18 protein-coding genes are annotated in these 17,128 nt (G+C 42.1%); 1 reads left to right on the top strand and 17 read right to left on the bottom strand.

What is annotated here, in order from left to right; translation table 11 throughout:
- Together FZD51_RS24635 and FZD51_RS24630 are read right to left on the bottom strand one after the other, a co-directional pair.
- Nucleotides 1-279: a hypothetical protein gene (locus FZD51_RS24635; protein WP_148977089.1), complete on the bottom strand. Its 279-nt coding sequence runs from the start codon at nucleotides 277-279 to the stop codon at nucleotides 1-3.
- Nucleotides 280-380: 101 nt separating this feature from the next.
- Nucleotides 381-671, bottom strand: a complete 291-nt coding sequence (locus FZD51_RS24630; RefSeq protein WP_148977088.1) for a hypothetical protein — start codon at nucleotides 669-671, stop codon at nucleotides 381-383.
- A gap of 405 nt (nucleotides 672-1,076) precedes the next feature.
- Between FZD51_RS24630 and FZD51_RS24625 the strand changes: the two genes are divergently transcribed.
- Nucleotides 1,077-1,376, top strand: coding sequence for a hypothetical protein (locus tag FZD51_RS24625; protein ID WP_148977087.1), 300 nt, complete (start codon nucleotides 1,077-1,079; stop codon nucleotides 1,374-1,376).
- Between the two features lie 219 nt (nucleotides 1,377-1,595).
- Here the strand turns inward: FZD51_RS24625 and FZD51_RS24620 are convergent, their stop codons facing one another.
- The 15 genes from FZD51_RS24620 to FZD51_RS24555 all read right to left on the bottom strand — a co-directional run bounded on the left by FZD51_RS24620 (nucleotide 1,596) and on the right by FZD51_RS24555 (nucleotide 17,128).
- Nucleotides 1,596-3,284 (bottom strand): sulfite exporter TauE/SafE family protein, encoded by a 1,689-nt coding sequence (locus FZD51_RS24620; protein WP_148977086.1) that lies wholly within the window; start codon nucleotides 3,282-3,284, stop codon nucleotides 1,596-1,598.
- Nucleotides 3,285-3,555: 271 nt separating this feature from the next.
- The gene (locus FZD51_RS24615; RefSeq protein WP_148977085.1) at nucleotides 3,556-4,956 is read right to left on the bottom strand and encodes a VWA domain-containing protein; all 1,401 of its coding nucleotides are present in this window, start codon (nucleotides 4,954-4,956) and stop codon (nucleotides 3,556-3,558) included.
- A 679-nt stretch (nucleotides 4,957-5,635) separates the two neighbouring features.
- Nucleotides 5,636-7,015: a VWA domain-containing protein gene (locus FZD51_RS24610; RefSeq protein ID WP_148977084.1), complete on the bottom strand. Its 1,380-nt coding sequence runs from the start codon at nucleotides 7,013-7,015 to the stop codon at nucleotides 5,636-5,638.
- Nucleotides 7,016-7,145: 130 nt separating this feature from the next.
- Nucleotides 7,146-7,292: a hypothetical protein gene (locus tag FZD51_RS26355; RefSeq protein WP_187445886.1), complete on the bottom strand. Its 147-nt coding sequence runs from the start codon at nucleotides 7,290-7,292 to the stop codon at nucleotides 7,146-7,148.
- Complete coding sequence (locus tag FZD51_RS24605) at nucleotides 7,289-7,945, bottom strand: hypothetical protein (RefSeq protein ID WP_148977083.1); 657 nt, start codon at nucleotides 7,943-7,945, stop codon at nucleotides 7,289-7,291. The genes FZD51_RS26355 and FZD51_RS24605 overlap by 4 nt, the downstream gene beginning before the upstream one ends.
- A gap of 346 nt (nucleotides 7,946-8,291) precedes the next feature.
- Nucleotides 8,292-8,969 carry a hypothetical protein gene (locus tag FZD51_RS24600; protein WP_148977082.1) on the bottom strand — a complete coding sequence of 226 codons (678 nt, stop codon included), beginning with the start codon at nucleotides 8,967-8,969 and terminating at the stop codon, nucleotides 8,292-8,294.
- Complete coding sequence (locus FZD51_RS24595; RefSeq protein WP_148977081.1) at nucleotides 8,950-9,819, bottom strand: hypothetical protein; 870 nt, start codon at nucleotides 9,817-9,819, stop codon at nucleotides 8,950-8,952. Before FZD51_RS24595 ends, FZD51_RS24600 begins: the two co-directional genes overlap by 20 nt.
- 12 nt (nucleotides 9,820-9,831) lie before the next feature.
- Nucleotides 9,832-11,040: a hypothetical protein gene (locus tag FZD51_RS24590; protein ID WP_148977080.1), complete on the bottom strand. Its 1,209-nt coding sequence runs from the start codon at nucleotides 11,038-11,040 to the stop codon at nucleotides 9,832-9,834.
- A 76-nt stretch (nucleotides 11,041-11,116) separates the two neighbouring features.
- Nucleotides 11,117-11,770, bottom strand: a complete 654-nt coding sequence (locus FZD51_RS24585) for a hypothetical protein (protein ID WP_148977079.1) — start codon at nucleotides 11,768-11,770, stop codon at nucleotides 11,117-11,119.
- Complete coding sequence (locus tag FZD51_RS24580) at nucleotides 11,771-12,166, bottom strand: TadE/TadG family type IV pilus assembly protein (RefSeq protein WP_009795826.1); 396 nt, start codon at nucleotides 12,164-12,166, stop codon at nucleotides 11,771-11,773.
- 21 nt (nucleotides 12,167-12,187) lie between these two features.
- A complete protein-coding gene (locus FZD51_RS24575; RefSeq protein WP_148977078.1) occupies nucleotides 12,188-13,558 on the bottom strand; it encodes a vWA domain-containing protein in 1,371 nt (456 codons plus the stop codon).
- A gap of 29 nt (nucleotides 13,559-13,587) precedes the next feature.
- Entirely contained in the window at nucleotides 13,588-13,821 is a 234-nt protein-coding gene (locus FZD51_RS24570; protein WP_148977077.1) for a hypothetical protein, read from the bottom strand.
- Nucleotides 13,822-13,922: 101 nt separating this feature from the next.
- Nucleotides 13,923-14,861 (bottom strand): type II secretion system F family protein, encoded by a 939-nt coding sequence (locus FZD51_RS24565; RefSeq protein WP_009795823.1) that lies wholly within the window; start codon nucleotides 14,859-14,861, stop codon nucleotides 13,923-13,925.
- A 2-nt stretch (nucleotides 14,862-14,863) separates the two neighbouring features.
- A complete protein-coding gene (locus tag FZD51_RS24560; protein WP_148977076.1) occupies nucleotides 14,864-15,790 on the bottom strand; it encodes a type II secretion system F family protein in 927 nt (308 codons plus the stop codon).
- A gap of 12 nt (nucleotides 15,791-15,802) precedes the next feature.
- Nucleotides 15,803-17,128: a TadA family conjugal transfer-associated ATPase gene (locus FZD51_RS24555; RefSeq protein ID WP_148977075.1), complete on the bottom strand. Its 1,326-nt coding sequence runs from the start codon at nucleotides 17,126-17,128 to the stop codon at nucleotides 15,803-15,805.

Here is a 17,128-nt window from a genome sequence, read left to right as displayed (position 1 = left end):
TCATACTATGCGCCAAAGGAGAAAGAGTACCGCGATGACCGCCCCAGTGCAGAGTGCTTTATTATTCAGCTTCCTGCCTTTCTCCCTTTCACCCGCAGCATCGACTGATGCCAGGAATAGACCAACAAAGCCAAGGACACCAAACAGCAATAATTCATAAAAATGCTCTTCGGTGTCGATAGACCCGCCTTCCTGAACAAAATAGGCATATATACAAAAGCTAACTAAGACCAATATGGTATATGACACAGAGATAAAAGTGAAAGTCTTCTTTTTCATGATCCTCTCCCTCCCATCATGAGCTGTTGGAGCTGGAGGCTTAAAAAAGGGAAGCTCCACAAGGAAGCTCCCATTTCTATGATACAGCCAGACCAGGCTTTTCAAATAAAATAAACTGCGAGCCTCCAGACAACTAAGAAGATTGCTAAGGACACTCCTACATAAACAGCCTTTTTACTGATATTGCTGCCTTTATCCCGTAAAGAAGCTATATCAATGGCGGCCAATATCGCTCCTATCAGGAAAAGAAAACCAAACAGCAGCAGGTCATATTTGTATTTTCCGATATCAATCTGACCATCCTCCTGCACCCTGTAATAGTATACGAGGAAGCTGGCAAAGAGCACCGCCACATAGGTATGTTTAATGATGTTGAGTGTTGTTTTCTTCAATATCTCACCTCTTGGGACCATCTGTGCTTAAAGTAGATTCAGACCTGCATTCTATCGTCTTTTAAGGTATTTAGCACACACCCACGGCAAAAGCATTATTGGCTTCTGGACTCCCCCCCTATAAATATACCAAATATAGTAAATGCAGACCAGGTCCAGAAGAAGCAACGGTAAGAACTTTAAGTACAGTACATTCGGTTCAATAAATGCAGATCATTAATAATATCTCTTATTTGCCACGGCCAGACTATTACTTAAGGAAGGGATATTTCTTTAATTTCCCATTCCGGGTTTTCAAACACAGATTTTCTCACATTTATGAATCCCTGCTTTGATAATTCCCCTCATAACCAGTAGAATAGAGTCATCTATGGGGTAAGCGAGAAAGGCAATGGAGGCTTTGCGATGAGAGCACGCTATGAATTGAATGATATGAACCTGACATTGAGCAATGTCACGCTGAGGGATGCGGCTGAGAGCTATGTCCTGCTGAAGGCTTCTGATGAATCCGGCAATGAAGTGACCATCAAGATTTCTCACGATCAGGCGGATTATCTTGAAATGGAGTTCAAGGATGTAAACAGGCGCCGGCATGGGCAGAGGCCAGCCGAGGCCCGCAGGCAGGATCCTGTTGAAGAACCAAAAGAAGATGCTGCGGAAGAAGAATACAACCTATTCAATATGGATCTGTTTCCGGACGAATAAACAAAGAAACCCTCACAAAAGCCTTAGTGGAGCAAGGTTTTTGTGAGGGTTTCTTATTTTTTGTTATTGGCGGTTATGTGAGGTGCCAGGTACCATAAAAAGACACTTAACCATTTTTTTCCACGAGTGGTACCTGGCACCATCAAAAGACACTTTCCTGCTTTCTGTCCACGGATGGTACCTGGCACCTAATAGTCAGTACCTATTATGCAACCCCGCCTACTGCAGCCCCTCTATCTCCATTCCCCTTACCGGCAAAGAGCTTTCGCCTGTGTCGAGGTAAGTGACGTTTACTTTGTCGTTTTCCTCTAGATAGATGCTCATCGGGCTGTTTTCTGATGAGACGATATAGCTTTTTCCGCCTTCGAGCAGGAAGTAGACGGTTGTGTAGTCGCCGGTTTTTTCTTTATAGACGCGTACGACTGTGCCGCTGATCTGCTTTTCTTCGGCCTTGGAGCTGCCATTGACGCTTCCGCCGCCGCGCTGCAGGGCTGTTTTATAAAGCTTGAGCGCCTGGTTTGGCGTATTGGCATAGGCGGAGATTTCCGGGTTTGCCGCTGAAACGATAAAGTAGTTCTGCAGGAATCCGTTCGCATCCAGCACCGGCGTCAGCCAGCTGGCTTCGCCGTAGAAGTTGTACAGGATCGGCATTTCTCCGCTCCATTTTTTCTCAATGAATTTCTTTTCAATGATCTGCAGATTGCCCTGTGAATCCATATAGGATTCTTCCAGATTGCCTGTGTAGAAGGTCGCTTCACCGGTCCTTGAGTTTGTCAGGGAGTAGCCAAGCATGCTGTCCACCCCTTCTTTCGGAGAAGTGAAATCTGTGAAATAATACATATCCCCGTTTTCATCGAAGATTGGGCTAACGTTCACCTCTGTACCTTCGTCAGAAGGCAGCTTCACTTCAGATTTTCCGAAGACGCTGTTCCAGAAGCCCTGGACATAATTTCCGTAATAGCTGTTCTGCAGGCTGACGGTTTCAGGTGATACCGCGCCATCGATGAAATCAGGCGCATCTGCCAGCTTATACGACTTCATTTTACCGTTTTGCGGATCGACCACAACGATTCCCTCTGCATCAAAGCCATTCCTTGCAGAGATAAACTCTCCGTAAGTGCGGACATAATAAGGTTTCCCGTTATCATCCACTTCAAGCTGCACGTCGCCGTTAAATATCCTCTTCGGATAGTTGTTCCGGATGTGCCGCTCTATGTTTTTGTTAAAATAAGACGAAGGCGTGTAGGTCATCTTTTCCTTAATAAACTTAGGATTGGCATTCGAATCCGTCGCACTGATTGTAAAATAGCCCGGCGTTTCATCGCCCTTCATCCACTTGAAGAATCCGGAGAATTCCACTGGCGCAATATAGACATAATCGCCGTTCACCTTCTGGATCTGCAGGCTGCCGAGCTCATAATAGCTCGTATCCGGCACCTGGCCAAATGCCTTTTTCATCTTATTGCGGGCAAATTTCGGCGGTACGCTTGCCGGTGTCTTTTCTTCATCAAAAGCTTCGATTTCCGTCTTTACATCCATCTTCGCTGACTCATACTTTTCATCCGCGTTAAAAACGAACGCGGTCAAAAGGTAAATTCCGGCCAGCAGGGATACCAGGAACACAATGCTTTTAACAAGACGCTCCTTCCCTGCCGCCAAAAAGGCGCCGACACCTGAAGCCAGGATCAGAACCAGCCACACGGAAGAAAAATTCCGGTCCAGGTTGGTTAAATAGTAAAAACCGAATGCGGCAACAATTGAAATGACCGCCGCCACTATCATGCCAACGGGGCTGAAGCGGCTCTTCTCTTTTTTATCCTTTTTCCCGCTCCTGCCGCCTTGAAGCGGCACAAGCAGAACTGCTATCACCAGACCGATTATAATCGAAAATATAAAAATGCTTCCCATATGCTTCCCCTTTCAGGAGTTAGTATTTCTTGATGCATAGTATGTATACGGATGAGGGGCGATGGGGTTTCGTTTTGTTGAGAAAAGGCGCAGCAGCATATTTCACTTATTGAAATAATTCCTGATGATAGGCACGATTTTTTCCTTGAAGTCCTTCTTCCCCTGCACCTTCCTATTCAGCCTCTTTAGAGATTACAAGGTTATAAGTTTAAAATAGGTTGTTAGTCCTTATCTAAACAAATGCCGTTACCAATACTATTGATTGCATTAACTAATTATGTTGGTTTTCATTGTACTTCTTTTCAATTTCCTGTTTTACACTTTCAAAATTTGAATCGGCTAGGCTTCGAAGTTCGAGCCTAAGTTCGTCGTTTAGGTCTGAAACAAAGCTAAATCGTTCATCAGCCAAATCTGACAGGAGGCTATGTGCTTCTCTAGTAATTTGTTCTTCATCTCTCAAGGCTGTAAGTGTTTTTAGGATATTGAGGTTTTCGTAACGGTTTGCCTGATTCCATTCAATGCCGAAGGTTGGGATGTTCTTTAGTTTTAAATCGTACCTCTGGCTCGAAGCATCTTCTATGGCGCTATTTTTCCATTGATCCCACTTTTTCGCTATCTGTTTGGCTTTATCCAGTTCTTCCTTCAGCTCACTCTGATTGCGTGCATTGCTGTATATCCCTCTTGCACTTTTGGCTACTTCCTTCAGCTGATTTTGCCCTTCCGCATCTAAATCAAAACCAATCACATTGACTATCGGCTGGATGTCAGAATCCCCAAGGCTCTTTGCCTGTTCCACTGGATTGCCATCACAGGTTTCAACTCCATCGCTGACCAGATAGATAATGTTGGTATTCTTATCTCCTTTATAGGACAGCAAATCATTTTTTGCTTCCTCTATTGCAGCGGCAAGCGGAGTCCATCCGGCAGGCTTAACAGTCTGTAAAGTGCTATTGAGTTTTTCGCCGTTGTAGTCACCCATTTCATATATGAGTTCATTGCTCTTACAGGAAAGCTCTTTGTCCTGGTCAGAACCTGTACCTTTATGTCCATAAACCCTTAGGGCAACATTCGCTCCTTCAGGGAGGTCTTCAGCAAACTCTCCAATAGACTCCTTAGCGATGTCCATCATGGTTTTACCATCAATTTGGTTCGCCATGCTTCCGCTGGCATCCAGAAGAATCTCTACATTCAGGTTTTCTTTAAACTGGTAGCGCTCGTCCTTAATATCCGGACTGCCAAACGATTCCATCTCCAGTTCATCCAATACTTCTGCCGGATTAGGATAGTCTTCGTGGAATAAGTAAAGCAACTTTCTCCAATACAATTCAATCTCTTCGCCGGTCGGTTCCTCACCAAGCTCAGGAAGCTCCTTTAATTGTTTTAACAGTTCTTTTTGCTGTTCAGGAGTTAGCTCATCATAATCCTGCCCGGAAAACATGCCCGCTTCTGCATTGGCTAGCTCAACAGTGGTTTTTGTTGGTTCTGGCAATGAAGCTAACATCTCCTCCATTGAGGGTTCATCTTTGCTGTCTTTGTTATCTTCAGCTTCTTTCATAGCAGAGGTTTCTTTTTGATCATCTTGTTTTGTGTCCGTCTGTTTATCGCTGCATGCTGTCAGCAAAGTGAGCATGACTATAGAAATAACAAAAATGTTCCGAAACTTTTTTCCCATAGTGGAAAAACACCCCTTAAAAATTAAAATTAACAAAATTGAACCATTCCTATTCTACTAATATTCGGATAGTCTACAGTTCATACGGGAGTAATGATTGTATGCCTTTCTAGCTCATCGCGGGGAGTATAAGGCATTCCCCTAGCCTTCTTCTCTGTTATAAGACCCTTGTAGCATAGGGATTACCTTTTCATGCAGTTTTCTGCTTGAGTTATCAAATTCTTTTGTTACATTTTTCATAGTTTATAAAGGTATTTATAGCTTAAGACTTATTTGTCCTTCCCTAGATTCTTTGGCTTTTTCTGGACCGCTGGATTATTGCTGCTGTATTTATTGATGAAATTGGGTCCTCTGGATAGGTATAGGTTTCTTCTAATGTTATTGGCAGCTTTTAACTTTCTAAACTAATTCATTCTAAAATCATAGATTTTCGGATTGTTTATTCCTTCACTTTACAGCCCTACTCATTGTTGGCCTCTACCGCTTTTCTAGAGTTCTGACTTAATAACAACGTCTTCTTTTTAATGCTCTCAAGGTGCTCTCGGCTTTCTTTTTGCAGTCCATCAGATTTCGAACAGTAAAGTAAATAGAAGAAAAGCTTATGAGCTGCGGCTATTGTGTACTGCTTCAAATCACAGGCACCCTATTAGAAGCCAATCATAGCCGTAATATTGCAAGATTAATTGATGTTTTTGTCATACAGCTCATTGATCTTTTTTTCATTGTCATCGTAGCCTTGTTCAATCATATCCATTAGAACAGTCTCAAGCTCGTCAAAAATTTCTTTCTGGCTGCTATAGTATGCATCCCTTATTTCCAATACCTTCAACCCTTGGTCACTAGTAATTTTACCTTCGTATTCCAAAGAAGATAAAGCTGAGATTATTCTATATTCTTCAAACGTTTGATTAAAAATCCAATCGTTTGATATAGAAAGAAGCTCATCTTTTTGCCGGATATTATTTTGAACATTTTTCCCTGTTTCATCTACATACCATTTAGTCCACTTTCCTGATTCCTCAATAGCCTTTTCCAGCTCATTATCAAGCTGCTCCTGGCTTTTGACATTTTGATATGTCCCGCCAGCGGCCTTTGCGACTTCTTCCAGCTGCTGGTCTTTTCCGTTTACGTCGAATCCGATAATATTGACGACTGGTGCCACTCCTGAGTCTTTTAAACTTGCTGCCGCCTGGACCGGATTGCCATCGCAGGTTTCTATTCCATCGCTCACCACATAAACGATGTTCTTGTTCTTTTCGCCTTTATAAGCTTCCAGGTCCTTTTTGGCTTCCACCAGTGATTGAGCCAGCGGAGTCCAGCCTGCAGGCTTAAATCTATTTAAAGCTGTATTTAATTCCGCCTCATTATATGGCTGAGGGGCGTATACAAGCTCATTGGATGCACAAGACAATTTTTTATCGGCATCCGAACCTGTTCCTTTATGGCCATACACCCTTAATCCGACATTTGCTTCTTCAGGCAGTGCCGATGCAAACTTCTGTATCGACGCTTTTGCCAGCTCCATACGTGTTTGAGATCCCATTTTATTTGCCATGCTCCCGCTGGAGTCCAATATGATTTCAACATTAAAGCTTCCCTTCTCTTCGGAACTTCCTTCTGATTCCGGCCCGCTTACGGTTAAAAAAGCAATAGCCTCTCTCGGATCACGGTACTCTTTTCTAAAAAGAGAATACAAGTAAGCAAACAGGTCATTTAACTCCTCTTCGGATGCCTCTTCCGGAAGCTCAGGGACCTTGCTCAAGGCTTGCTGTACCTCTGGGTCTTTAATCTGTGTGTCTTCAGCAGTAAATGGACCTTTTGGATAGCTGATGATTTCCTCCAGACTGGCTGGGATTTTTTTGTTTTCCGCTAGATTTATTTGTTCCTTAGCGTCTTCAGCGTTTTCAGTGTCTTCAGATTCGTCGACTTGCCCGGTAGCCGCTGCATCATTGCCTTTTGACTGTTTTTGTTCAGTGTTATTCCCACTTTCTTTTGAACATGCTGTGATGATGAATATTGATAGGAATAGAATAGTGAGTTTTTTAATAAAATTGCTCATTTTAGACCTCCAGACCAGCCTTCTATTTTATATTTGTGCACTGCATTTTGCTTTTTTAATAAGATAATCTTTATCACTGCCATTTCAGTTGAAAGTAGTACTTGATATTCTTCTTTAACACTTCTAAAAATCACTTCGGATTCATCAGCAGCCTATAAAGCTCTTCCTTATTATCCAGCTCATCCACTGGAGTATCTTCCTTGACCATTTCCCTGAGCTCAGGCATCTCCCTCCCTGTTTCAGAATCGCTGCTCAGCATATGGGGTTCATTTCTCATGAACCAGAGATAATCCAGAAGGAGAATGGCTTTTTAAAAAATACGGTATGTAAGTAGGCTAGAATCTCCTTCCGGTCTCTTTCTGTCTTGAGCTGTTCATCATTTTTCCGGACGGCTGCCCTTACCATTTCCACCACACAGGCCCTTACTTGCCGTTGGGTTTCCTCTGTTACGATCTCTGTATCATTGGCCTCTACCAGCAGGTCCGTTCCTTTTTCGACGCTGTTAAAAATGATAGCCTGATCTTCCCTTAATCTTTTGGCAGAGTCCAGGCAGCGGTTTATGCTTTCCATCATTTCCGGAGGAGCAGTGGCCTGAAGCTTGTTCTTCAGCGATGTGAGGACCTTTTCCCATCTTCGGTACAGTTTGGCTGAAGGAGACAGCGCCCACTCTGCTCCGGTTGTGACTATAGTTGAGCCTGCTGTCTGATAAACATGGACGATGAGAGTTGCTCTATTCACTTCTTCGTAAGGAGGGACAGAGCCATCCTCCCTGATATAGAGGTCCTGAAGGGTTGGATAGTAGCTTATCGCGTAGTATTTTTGCCCGTTATAGTGAAACTTTGAAGGCAGGCAGTCGATCCTGTTGCTGGAGGGGTCATATTCTTTGGCTACTTTTTTGATATGGTCTGGCAGTTTTTTGTAGTCGAGCATCAGCATATCCCCTTTCACTATATTTTCGCTTCAAATTCCCGACTATTTTTATAAAAAGGCCATTAAATAAAACCCGGGATACAATATTCCGGGTCTTATATATTTGCGCTTATATCATTAGTCCTCAAATCTTATTTTCTTAAGATGATTCCTCCTCATAAAAGGAATGGCTGCTCCTATAAATAGGGGGATAAGAGGGAACTTCCCATCCAGCACCAGCCAATCTAATAAGAATGCGGGAATGTATATAAGATAGGTAAACAACATTATCAATAGATAGATCCATTTCCACTTTCTTTCTTTTTTTGTAACGATTTTACCCATTCCTTTCTTGAATACGAATCGTTTAGACTGCCTTCCACTCATTATATAGATTAGTTACAATGATGGTCTGGAGCGGAAGCAGCAGCATAAGGAGCAGGATCTTTACAATGAGTAATGTGAAATATACATCTGTATAAAAAGTCAAAAGGGTTATCAAAACATTTTCAAAAAACAATTGAGTTAGAGAAAGCAGGATAATTAAGAAAAACGCCTTGAAAAAATTTTTCTTCATAAAGCTGACTGATTTTTTGATTGCTACTTTAAAACTTTTCACGCTATCAGTAAGAAAGTACGGTACAAAATAAAATAGAAGCAGTACTGCCAGGCCAGGCAATACAAAGAAAAGTCCTCCAATAAAAATCAGCAGTGCGTAAAGACAGGCAAAAATGTAAATAGGGATTGCCTTTTCAAGAGAGAATGAAAGAGCTTTTTTTAACGGGTTATCTTCCCCTTCATCCTCCAGCAGGGTATATTTGATGAACGGAATTTGGGCTATAGTTAAAAATATAAGCATAAATACACCGTTGGCTACATCACCTATTAAGTTAGGGTAATCCGTGTATAAGGTTTGTTCGTATATATAGTTGACAATAAATGCATGTGCCAGAAGCAGTGGCACATAAGTCAGCAATGATAAAAGAATGATTTTATAGAATTCTTGCGCATACAGGCTGAATGAATTAGAGAAGATTTTTCTCATTGGCCTCTCCTGACTCAGGATTTCTCACAAATGGTACTATGAGCTTCTCGAAATCTTTTCTTCCTAGCTTTGTTTTGTTATCGCTTAAAGATCCTTTTATATTATTTTTGTCGATTTCCAAGCTATTACCTTGGTCATCCTTTTCAAAGGTAGCCATTGATTTCTCAAGCTCCTTTTCGTTTGTCTCGATGGCTGCCTTTAGCAGGCTCCTCAGTTTTGGTGCCGAAACTTTTCCGGATTCCAACAAACGGTACATTCTTTTATAATCAGGCTGCATTTCCCTTTCCCGAAGACCGTAAGTATACATAATCTCACTGTACCGCCCATACTCATCTTCCATTACTTTCAAAAATTCTCTGTCAAAGTAGCCTCTTTCTCTCGTAATTTCTCTCTGATAGCCTCCCAGGGTGTACACGATATCTCTTACATAAGAGGCTTCCTGAACATTTTTTTGCGTATACTCAACGATTTGGTCTATTGCGCTATTTAAATCTGGCTCTTGTTGAACAAGGTCAGCCTTATGCTTCCCTAGAAGTTCAATCATATCTTCATAAGGCTTCATATTTTTGTTCATTCTTGGTACTATTCCATTAATCGTGTAATGGACCATTGTATTGTAGCGATTCAGATAATAAGCTGGCTCCTTCGCCTCACTATAGGGAACCTCCTCGCCCATCTCACCTAAAATTAAATAACCGGTGATGCCACCGGTTATTGAATTGTAAACTACTAGAAAATAGTGTTTGTGCCCGTCATAATAGGCGTAATCCCACATTTCCCACTTTTCCAGAAACTTCTTGTGTTTCTTGATGTTCTTCATATGCTCTTTCGTTGGCTTTACATTAATCATTCTTGCACCCCATTATCCAAACACAGATTTAAAGAAACCGGTTACCTTCTCTTTAGCCTTCGTAAACTTCTTTTTAACATCTTTAACTATTTTCTCTCTGTTCCTGTAAAGCTTATGGCCGAGACTTGCCAGACTAAGTGCTCCTCCTACAACAACCATACCTGCCGCAATCGGCTGTGCTCCCGGGATGAGGGCTACAGCTGGTGCCAAACCAGTTATAATTTCACCTGAGTTGCCCACCAGGTCCCATGCAGCTGCCGATTTTTCTTCAGAGGTTCCAGCACTGTTAAACTTCTTCACATTATTCACTGTATCATTGACAGCGAAAGGCAGTGTAATAGCAGAAACTACCGCATTGCCCGGCGAAAAAGTTTTGCCTGCCCGATATAAATCGTCAAACTTCTCTGCGGCCGTTAAAATATCTCCTGCATTATTTAATCTGTTTATTTCTCTAAATGTTTCGAAGGTCTTGTACTTTTGGTAAAGATCCTTTGAATTTTTATAAAAAGACTGTGAATCATAAATGGCATCTAAGGTAGGATCTCCCTTTGTAAATGTCTTAAAGCCGTTAACTGCCATACCTTTTTTATAGTCTAAATAATCTTTTAGCTCAAGCTCGTTGCCTCTCAATACTTTATCAGTGAGATTGATAGTTCCTCCCACTATATCTTTAGCAGAAAATTTAGCGGCATCGTAAGGCTTAGGAGGATTAATGGTTAAAAAAGAATCTTCAGACGTACTGCTGTTGTTGTTTGACTGTGGATTTTTTGTCTGATTCAGCTGGTCAAGAGTTTCCAATCCGGGGTTTTTATAGTCTTGGCTGTAAGGCGGACCAGGCGGGGGATTATTGGTATTGCCGCCAGGCACTGTTGAAGGGTTGTTGGGATTGCTTCCTTGGTTGTTTCCTGGATTGTTTCCATTCGGGTTGCTGGAAGGCCCATTTGGGTTATTATTGCCTGGACCTGAATTCCACTCTGGCTTAGTTTCCCAAGGTTTGGTGTTCCATTCAGGCTGATTGTTCCATTCAGGTGCTGTCTCCCACGCAGGTTTGGTCCAGTCGGGCTTTGTTTGCCAATCAGGGGCTGTTTCCCACCCTGGATTCGTCCACTCAGGAGGACTTTCCCAGCCAGGACTGTTCCAGGTCGGATTATTATTCCAGCCGGGATTTGAGTTCCACGTTTCCCAGGCATGTGCATTTATAGCCAGAAATCCGGGATTCATGAAAAATAATACTGCCAATGCCAGAAGGGAAACAAATATCCTTTTGGTACTCTTCATTCTTTACCCTCCAATCTTATTAAAATGGCGACAGATTAAGACTCCAACTCATTGCTTCTGCAAAATCAAAACTCGGGCCCTGCCCCTTTTGTTTGATGTAACGCTGATTCTCAGAAAAATATTCGTCGAATTTAACTGCCTTATATCGTGTAGAGGTTTCTACCTCAATCCTGTTTTTATCGTTTAGGAAGATGGTTGTTTCTTCAACCTTTCCGTTATTTCCTGAAATATTTGCGCCGACTTCAAAAGGAATCAGACTCTCCGCGTCATTCAATTCTGCCAAAACCTTTTCCTGAAGCAGGCCATTGCCTGGCAGTTCTTGTTTGAGGACATTATTAATCGCAATATGTTTCTTTTCATATTGCTTGTAGTCGGCTGGCAGAGCATTAATTTCATCTTCAACCTTTTTGCGCAGCTTCTCAAGATCCAAATCAGGTTCTTCCAGAAGGCGCCTAACAACCTCTTTATCGTATTCAGTTATTGATGTATCAAGTGCTTCCAAAATAATCCCTGAGGCTACGAGACTCGCCTGTTCCGCATTGTTGGAGGCATGCTGCTTCTCAATTAGTACATTCGCAAAGTTTGCAATCATCATAAAAATCAGGGCAAAAATCCCAAAAAAGCTAATCATAAATAAAGTAGTATTGCCTTTTTCATTTTTCAACTGTTCCACTTAATCCATCACCCCTATCACCCTGCCATTGATCGACCTGGCAAATGATATATTCGGCAGTGATCCTGTATATTTTTCAGGAATAAAAATCAGTCTTAAATCTACATTCAGTGTAAGTGTAAAGTTATTGCCATTTCGTCCGCTTTCAACGACTCCGTTGAAATTCAGATTCCCTCCTGCGTTAGATAAGACAGTGCTTGCTGCAGTATTAGCTTCGCCCATATCTCCTGAGGTTGAATAAACCTTCGCTGCCTCATTCACTGCAGACTGAGCCACCATGACAGCGTATCCTGCTACCAGAAATTGAACAAAAATCATCAATATCAACAAAACTAGGGGCACCATTGCGAGGAATTCAATGGTGGCCGATCCTTGTTCATTTTTTAGCTTCTTCACAATGTGCCCCCTCCTTGCTGTTTAATTGGATACATTTTTTTCATATAATTCATCTATTTGCTGCCTAATACTTTCCATATCAGATTGTTTTGCATCAATTAATACGTTTGCCAAATCATCAATTACTTGCCTTTGGCTTTTGTAATAGTCATCTCTGAAGTCAGTTAATTGCGAAAGCTGCTCATCAGTTATTTTTCCCTTTTGCTTTATTTGGCTTAATGATGTGGTGATTTTTGCCTTTTCAATATTATGATTCTTCACCCAGTCATTTTTAATGGAACGGATATCAAGTTTCTGAGTATTGAAGTCTTCCAGGGAGTTCATTCGTTCTTCGTAGTACCAAGTTCGCCATTTTAGGGATTCCTCTACAGCTTTATTCAGTTCATTCTGCAGCTGCTGCTGGCTGGTAACATTCTGATACGTTCCTCCTGCAGCTTTTGCTACTTCCTCCAGCTGCTGCTGATCCTTCCCCTTAACATCAAACCCAATGATATTGACAACAGGGGCTACACCGGAATCTTTCAGATTTTTTGCAGCCTCCACCGGATTACCGTCGCATGTTTCAATCCCGTCACTGACCACATAAACCATATTCTTATTATCCTGCCCTTCAAACTGGGCCAAATCCTTCTGGGCTTCTATCAAGGATTGTGCAAGCGGCGTCCAGCCCGCTGGATTGAATTTATCCAGTGCACTGTTCAGTTCACCTTCATTATAAGGCTGGGGCGAATACACCAGCTCATTGGATGAGCAGGACATTTTTTTATCTGAATCTGACCCTGTTCCTTTATGCCCATATACTCTTAAACTGATATTTGCTTCTTCAGGGAGGGAGGAAGCAAATTCTTTTATAGATTCTTTCGCTAACTCCATCCGGGTCTTGGAACCTAGTTTATTAGCCATACTTCCGCTGGCATCCAGGACAATCTCAACATTAAAACTGGCGGGTGATTCCTGGGATCCGCCCTCTGATTCAGGTCCTTTCACCTCAGATGCTGATTCCATGATAGCCCTTGGATCCTGATATTTCATTTTGTACAGAGAATACAGGTACCCAAATACCTCTCTAACCTCTTCATCAGATGCATCTTCTGGCACTGCAGGAACTGCATTCAACGCAGCCTCTGTATCTGCAGTGTCTATGCTTAAATCCTCACTGGAAAAGGAACCCTCAGGATAAGAGAAGATCTCCTCCAATGATACGGGCAAAGGAGGGCTTTCAAGCTTTGACTGGTTGTCAGCAGTGCCAACAGCCTGATCAGCATCAGCCTTCTCTTTCTGGACTTCTTGTTTTTGAACCTGCTTATCTTCTTCTCCTCCGCTTGCGGAGCACCCGGAAATGATACTCCCTATGAGAAGAGGAGCAAAGAGAATTCTAGATAATTTACGCATAGATGTCCTCCAAGCTTACTAAAACAAAATTAATTTCCAATTGAATCGATCATATCTGAGATTTTCGTAACGATAGCACTTGCGAGCCCGCTTCCTTGTCCACTCATCGCTCCGGCAACTGCAAACATTAAGGCTACAACAACTGCTGCCAGCCCAACCCATTCAATTGTTGAAACACCTGCTTCATTTTGAACCTTGCTTTTTGCATTAGCATATAGCCCAATCACACAATTGTTGATTTTTGTTAACATCGATTTCATCATAAATTCCTCCTAATTTTTAGTTATCTATTAAATCCTTAGCACATTTATCCGGAACGAATAGTTTTCGGCATCACCCCTTCCAAGTGTCGGCATGAAGGATACTACGTGGTGAAGAACTGTAACAAACTATTTTCACCATAAATCATATTCAGCAGCACCAGCCCGATAATCAGCAGCATGATTAATGGAGCAATGATGAATGATGTGATCATTGTAACTTTAGGCGATGCTTTTGCTGCCTTTTCTTTCACCTGCTCCAAGCTGATTTTCCTTATATCCTCTGCTTGGCTTTTTAATGTCGAGGCCATTGGAACTCCTAATCTAGTTGCTTGAATTAATGACTTTATAAAGCTTTGAAACTCTTCGTTGTCATTTCTCTCGAGCAGGCCGCCATAGGCTTTTTCCCTGGGGACCCCTAAGTCGATTTCCTGCAGGAATATGGAAAACTCCTCTTTTATTGGGCCTGAAAAATATTTAATGACTTCCTTTAAAGCACTATCCATATTGGAGCCCGCCTGCAAGCTTACACTAACGGTATCCAAGAAATCTGGCAGATCACTCCTTAACTGCTGCTGGCGTTTTTTCGCCTTAGAACGGACCAGGAGTATAGGAACAAAGAAGCCAAAAATAGGGAGTGTTACAAACGCTATATTGGATAAAGGCAGCCCTAATAATACCGCGAACAATCCAGCAATGAATCCAATAATCACACATACAATCTTAAACCCTTGAAAACGGCCAACTGTCATCTCAAATGGATTGCCTGCTTTCCTAAGGAGAGTTTGAATTTCAGCGGACTCGCTTAATAAATTTACTCTCTCTCCAATTGTAGAAAAATCGTCAGCATATCTCGCTAAGAAAGTAATGACTTTTTCAGACCCGCTCTTCTTCTTGGAAACGTCAAACGCAGAGGAAGCGGCGATTTCATCAATATGAAGCTTTAAAACTTCTTTTCTTTTAGCAAACTGGTAAAGGTTAATTAATCCGAGGACTAGCGTCAGCCAACAAAGTATAACAGTAATCAAAATGATGGAATCCATAGCTACACCTTGATATTGGTAACAGCTCTTACCAGAATAAGAGCTACTGCCATCCCGATTATAAAGATTGTCATTAAAATAGCCCCTGGAACTGTGAATATAAGATCGATAAATCCATCCATAATATTATTCAGCATGAATAATAGAAAGATAGGCATCGCAGGCAGAATATATGAGACAAAACGCTGCTCTGCTGTTGCTGTTTTAATGGTTTGCCGCAAAATTTTCCGCTCCTCAAGTGTCTGCGCCATTTCATAAAGTACTTTCGTTAAGTTTCCGCCTGATCTTTTTTGGATCATTAATGCGGAAATAAATAGCTTATATTCTCTCGTTTTAATCCTTTTTTCCATCTCGGCAAGAGCACGTTCAAAATCCAGCCCCAGCCTGAGATTTTGCGTTAACACTTTAAATTCCTCTCTTGCGGGGGAATTTATTTCTGAAGCAACAACTTCCAGTCCCTGAGTAATGGTCATTCCTGATTTGGTGGCATTTCCAAGCAGTCTGCATGCCTCTGATAACTGATTATTTAATTGCTCCGTATACTTATTTTTTCTGATGAAGAATATGAACCAGTATGCTGCAATCACCCCCATGGCAGATATTCCAGCACTAATGATTAACGGTATGTTAAAAAAGCCAAATAATAAGATCGACATCAGGAACCCGATAAATATGAGGATTGCATAAAACTCGGAAGGCAAAATAGGGATATTAGCCTGAACCAGCTTCTTTTTCAAATCCATTGCATAATCTGTTTGATCAAACCGGTCCCCAACTTTTGCTATAAAACTGCTTCGCTGGTTTTCTGTTTTGAAGAGCTTTTCATATTTCTTTTGGATTTCCTTCTTTTCTTTCCTGTACCCTAGGTAGTTGTACATCCCCCAAATAAACAGCAGCACAGCTGCCCCGAATAAGACGGCACTTTCCATCAGGCTCACCTCCTATGCGGTAAATAGTGTATCTGGAATATCAATTCCAAAGATCTTTATTCTTTCCAGGCACTTCGGCAGATGGCCCGTTGGGGTAAAATAGCCGTCCACCTGGCCATTGCCCTTCAGTCCATTCCTTTTAAAAGAGAAGATTTCATTTATGGTGATTTCACCGTTCTCATTGCGGTAAATTTCGCAGATAGAGGTGATCTTTCTTGTGCCGTCTGTCAGCCTGGAGCTTTGAACAATAATATCTAGGGCACCGACAATATATTCACGGATGATGCTTGAAGGAAGATCCATTCCTGCCATAATAACCATCCCCTCTACCCGTCTGAGGGCATCAAATGGGGTATTGGCGTGAACTGTAGTAATGGAGCCTTCGTGTCCGGTATTCATAGCCTGCAGCATATCAAATGCTTCAGCTCCACGGACCTCACCGACAATAATTCGATCCGGCCTCATCCTCAGAGAGTTTTTCACTAGGTGACGAATAGTGATTTCTCCTTCGCCTTCCATGTTTTCCGGTCTTGCTTCCATTCCTACAACATTTGGCTTATCCAACCGAAGTTCAGCTGAATCCTCAATAGTGATGACCCTTTCCTTAGCTGGTATCGATTTTCCAAGTACATTCAGGAGTGTCGTCTTCCCGCTTCCTGTTCCGCCGGAAATCAGTACATTCAGCTTAGACTTTACGATGGCATCCAAGAATACTGACATGTCATCATTTAAAGTTTCAAATTTTAAGAGATCTGACATTTTGAAAGGGTCTTTCCGGAATTTACGTATAGAAACAAGAGGCCCATTTAAGCTGATTGGGGGAATGACTGCATTCACACGGCTCCCATCCGGAAGCCTTGCATCGACCATTGGCGAGCTGTCATCAATTCTTCTGCCCAGCGGAGCAACAATCCGGTCAATCACATGGCGTACATGACTGTCATCCCGGAACGAGATGGGTGCAGGCTGCAGCTTGCCGAGCTTCTCAATATATATTTCTTTCGGTCCGTTAATTAGTATCTCTGTAATGGTTGCATCATTCAGAAGCGGCTCCAGGGGACCATAACCTATAGATTCGTCAATGATTCTCGTAAGCAGCAGTTCCTTGTCATGTCTTGGAAGGATAATTTTCTCCTCACTCATGTATTGGCTGATCAGCTGTTCAATTCTCAGCCTCATTTCACCCTGCGGCAAATTCGTGAGGACCTCGAGATTAGCCTCCTTCAATATCCTAGTTTTATAATGGTCTACCAGTTCAGAGATATAATGATTTTCCAATAGCGTTCTGGAAGATGATCGGCTTGCCTTTTTTTCTGTTTTTTTCTCAAATAGTGACAC

The organism is Bacillus infantis, from assembly GCF_008180445.1.
Taxonomy (GTDB): domain Bacteria; phylum Bacillota; class Bacilli; order Bacillales; family Cytobacillaceae; genus Bacillus_AB; species Bacillus_AB infantis_B.
The sequence above is the reverse complement of the archived record's forward strand: the minus strand, read 5'-3'. Positions and strand labels throughout refer to the sequence as shown.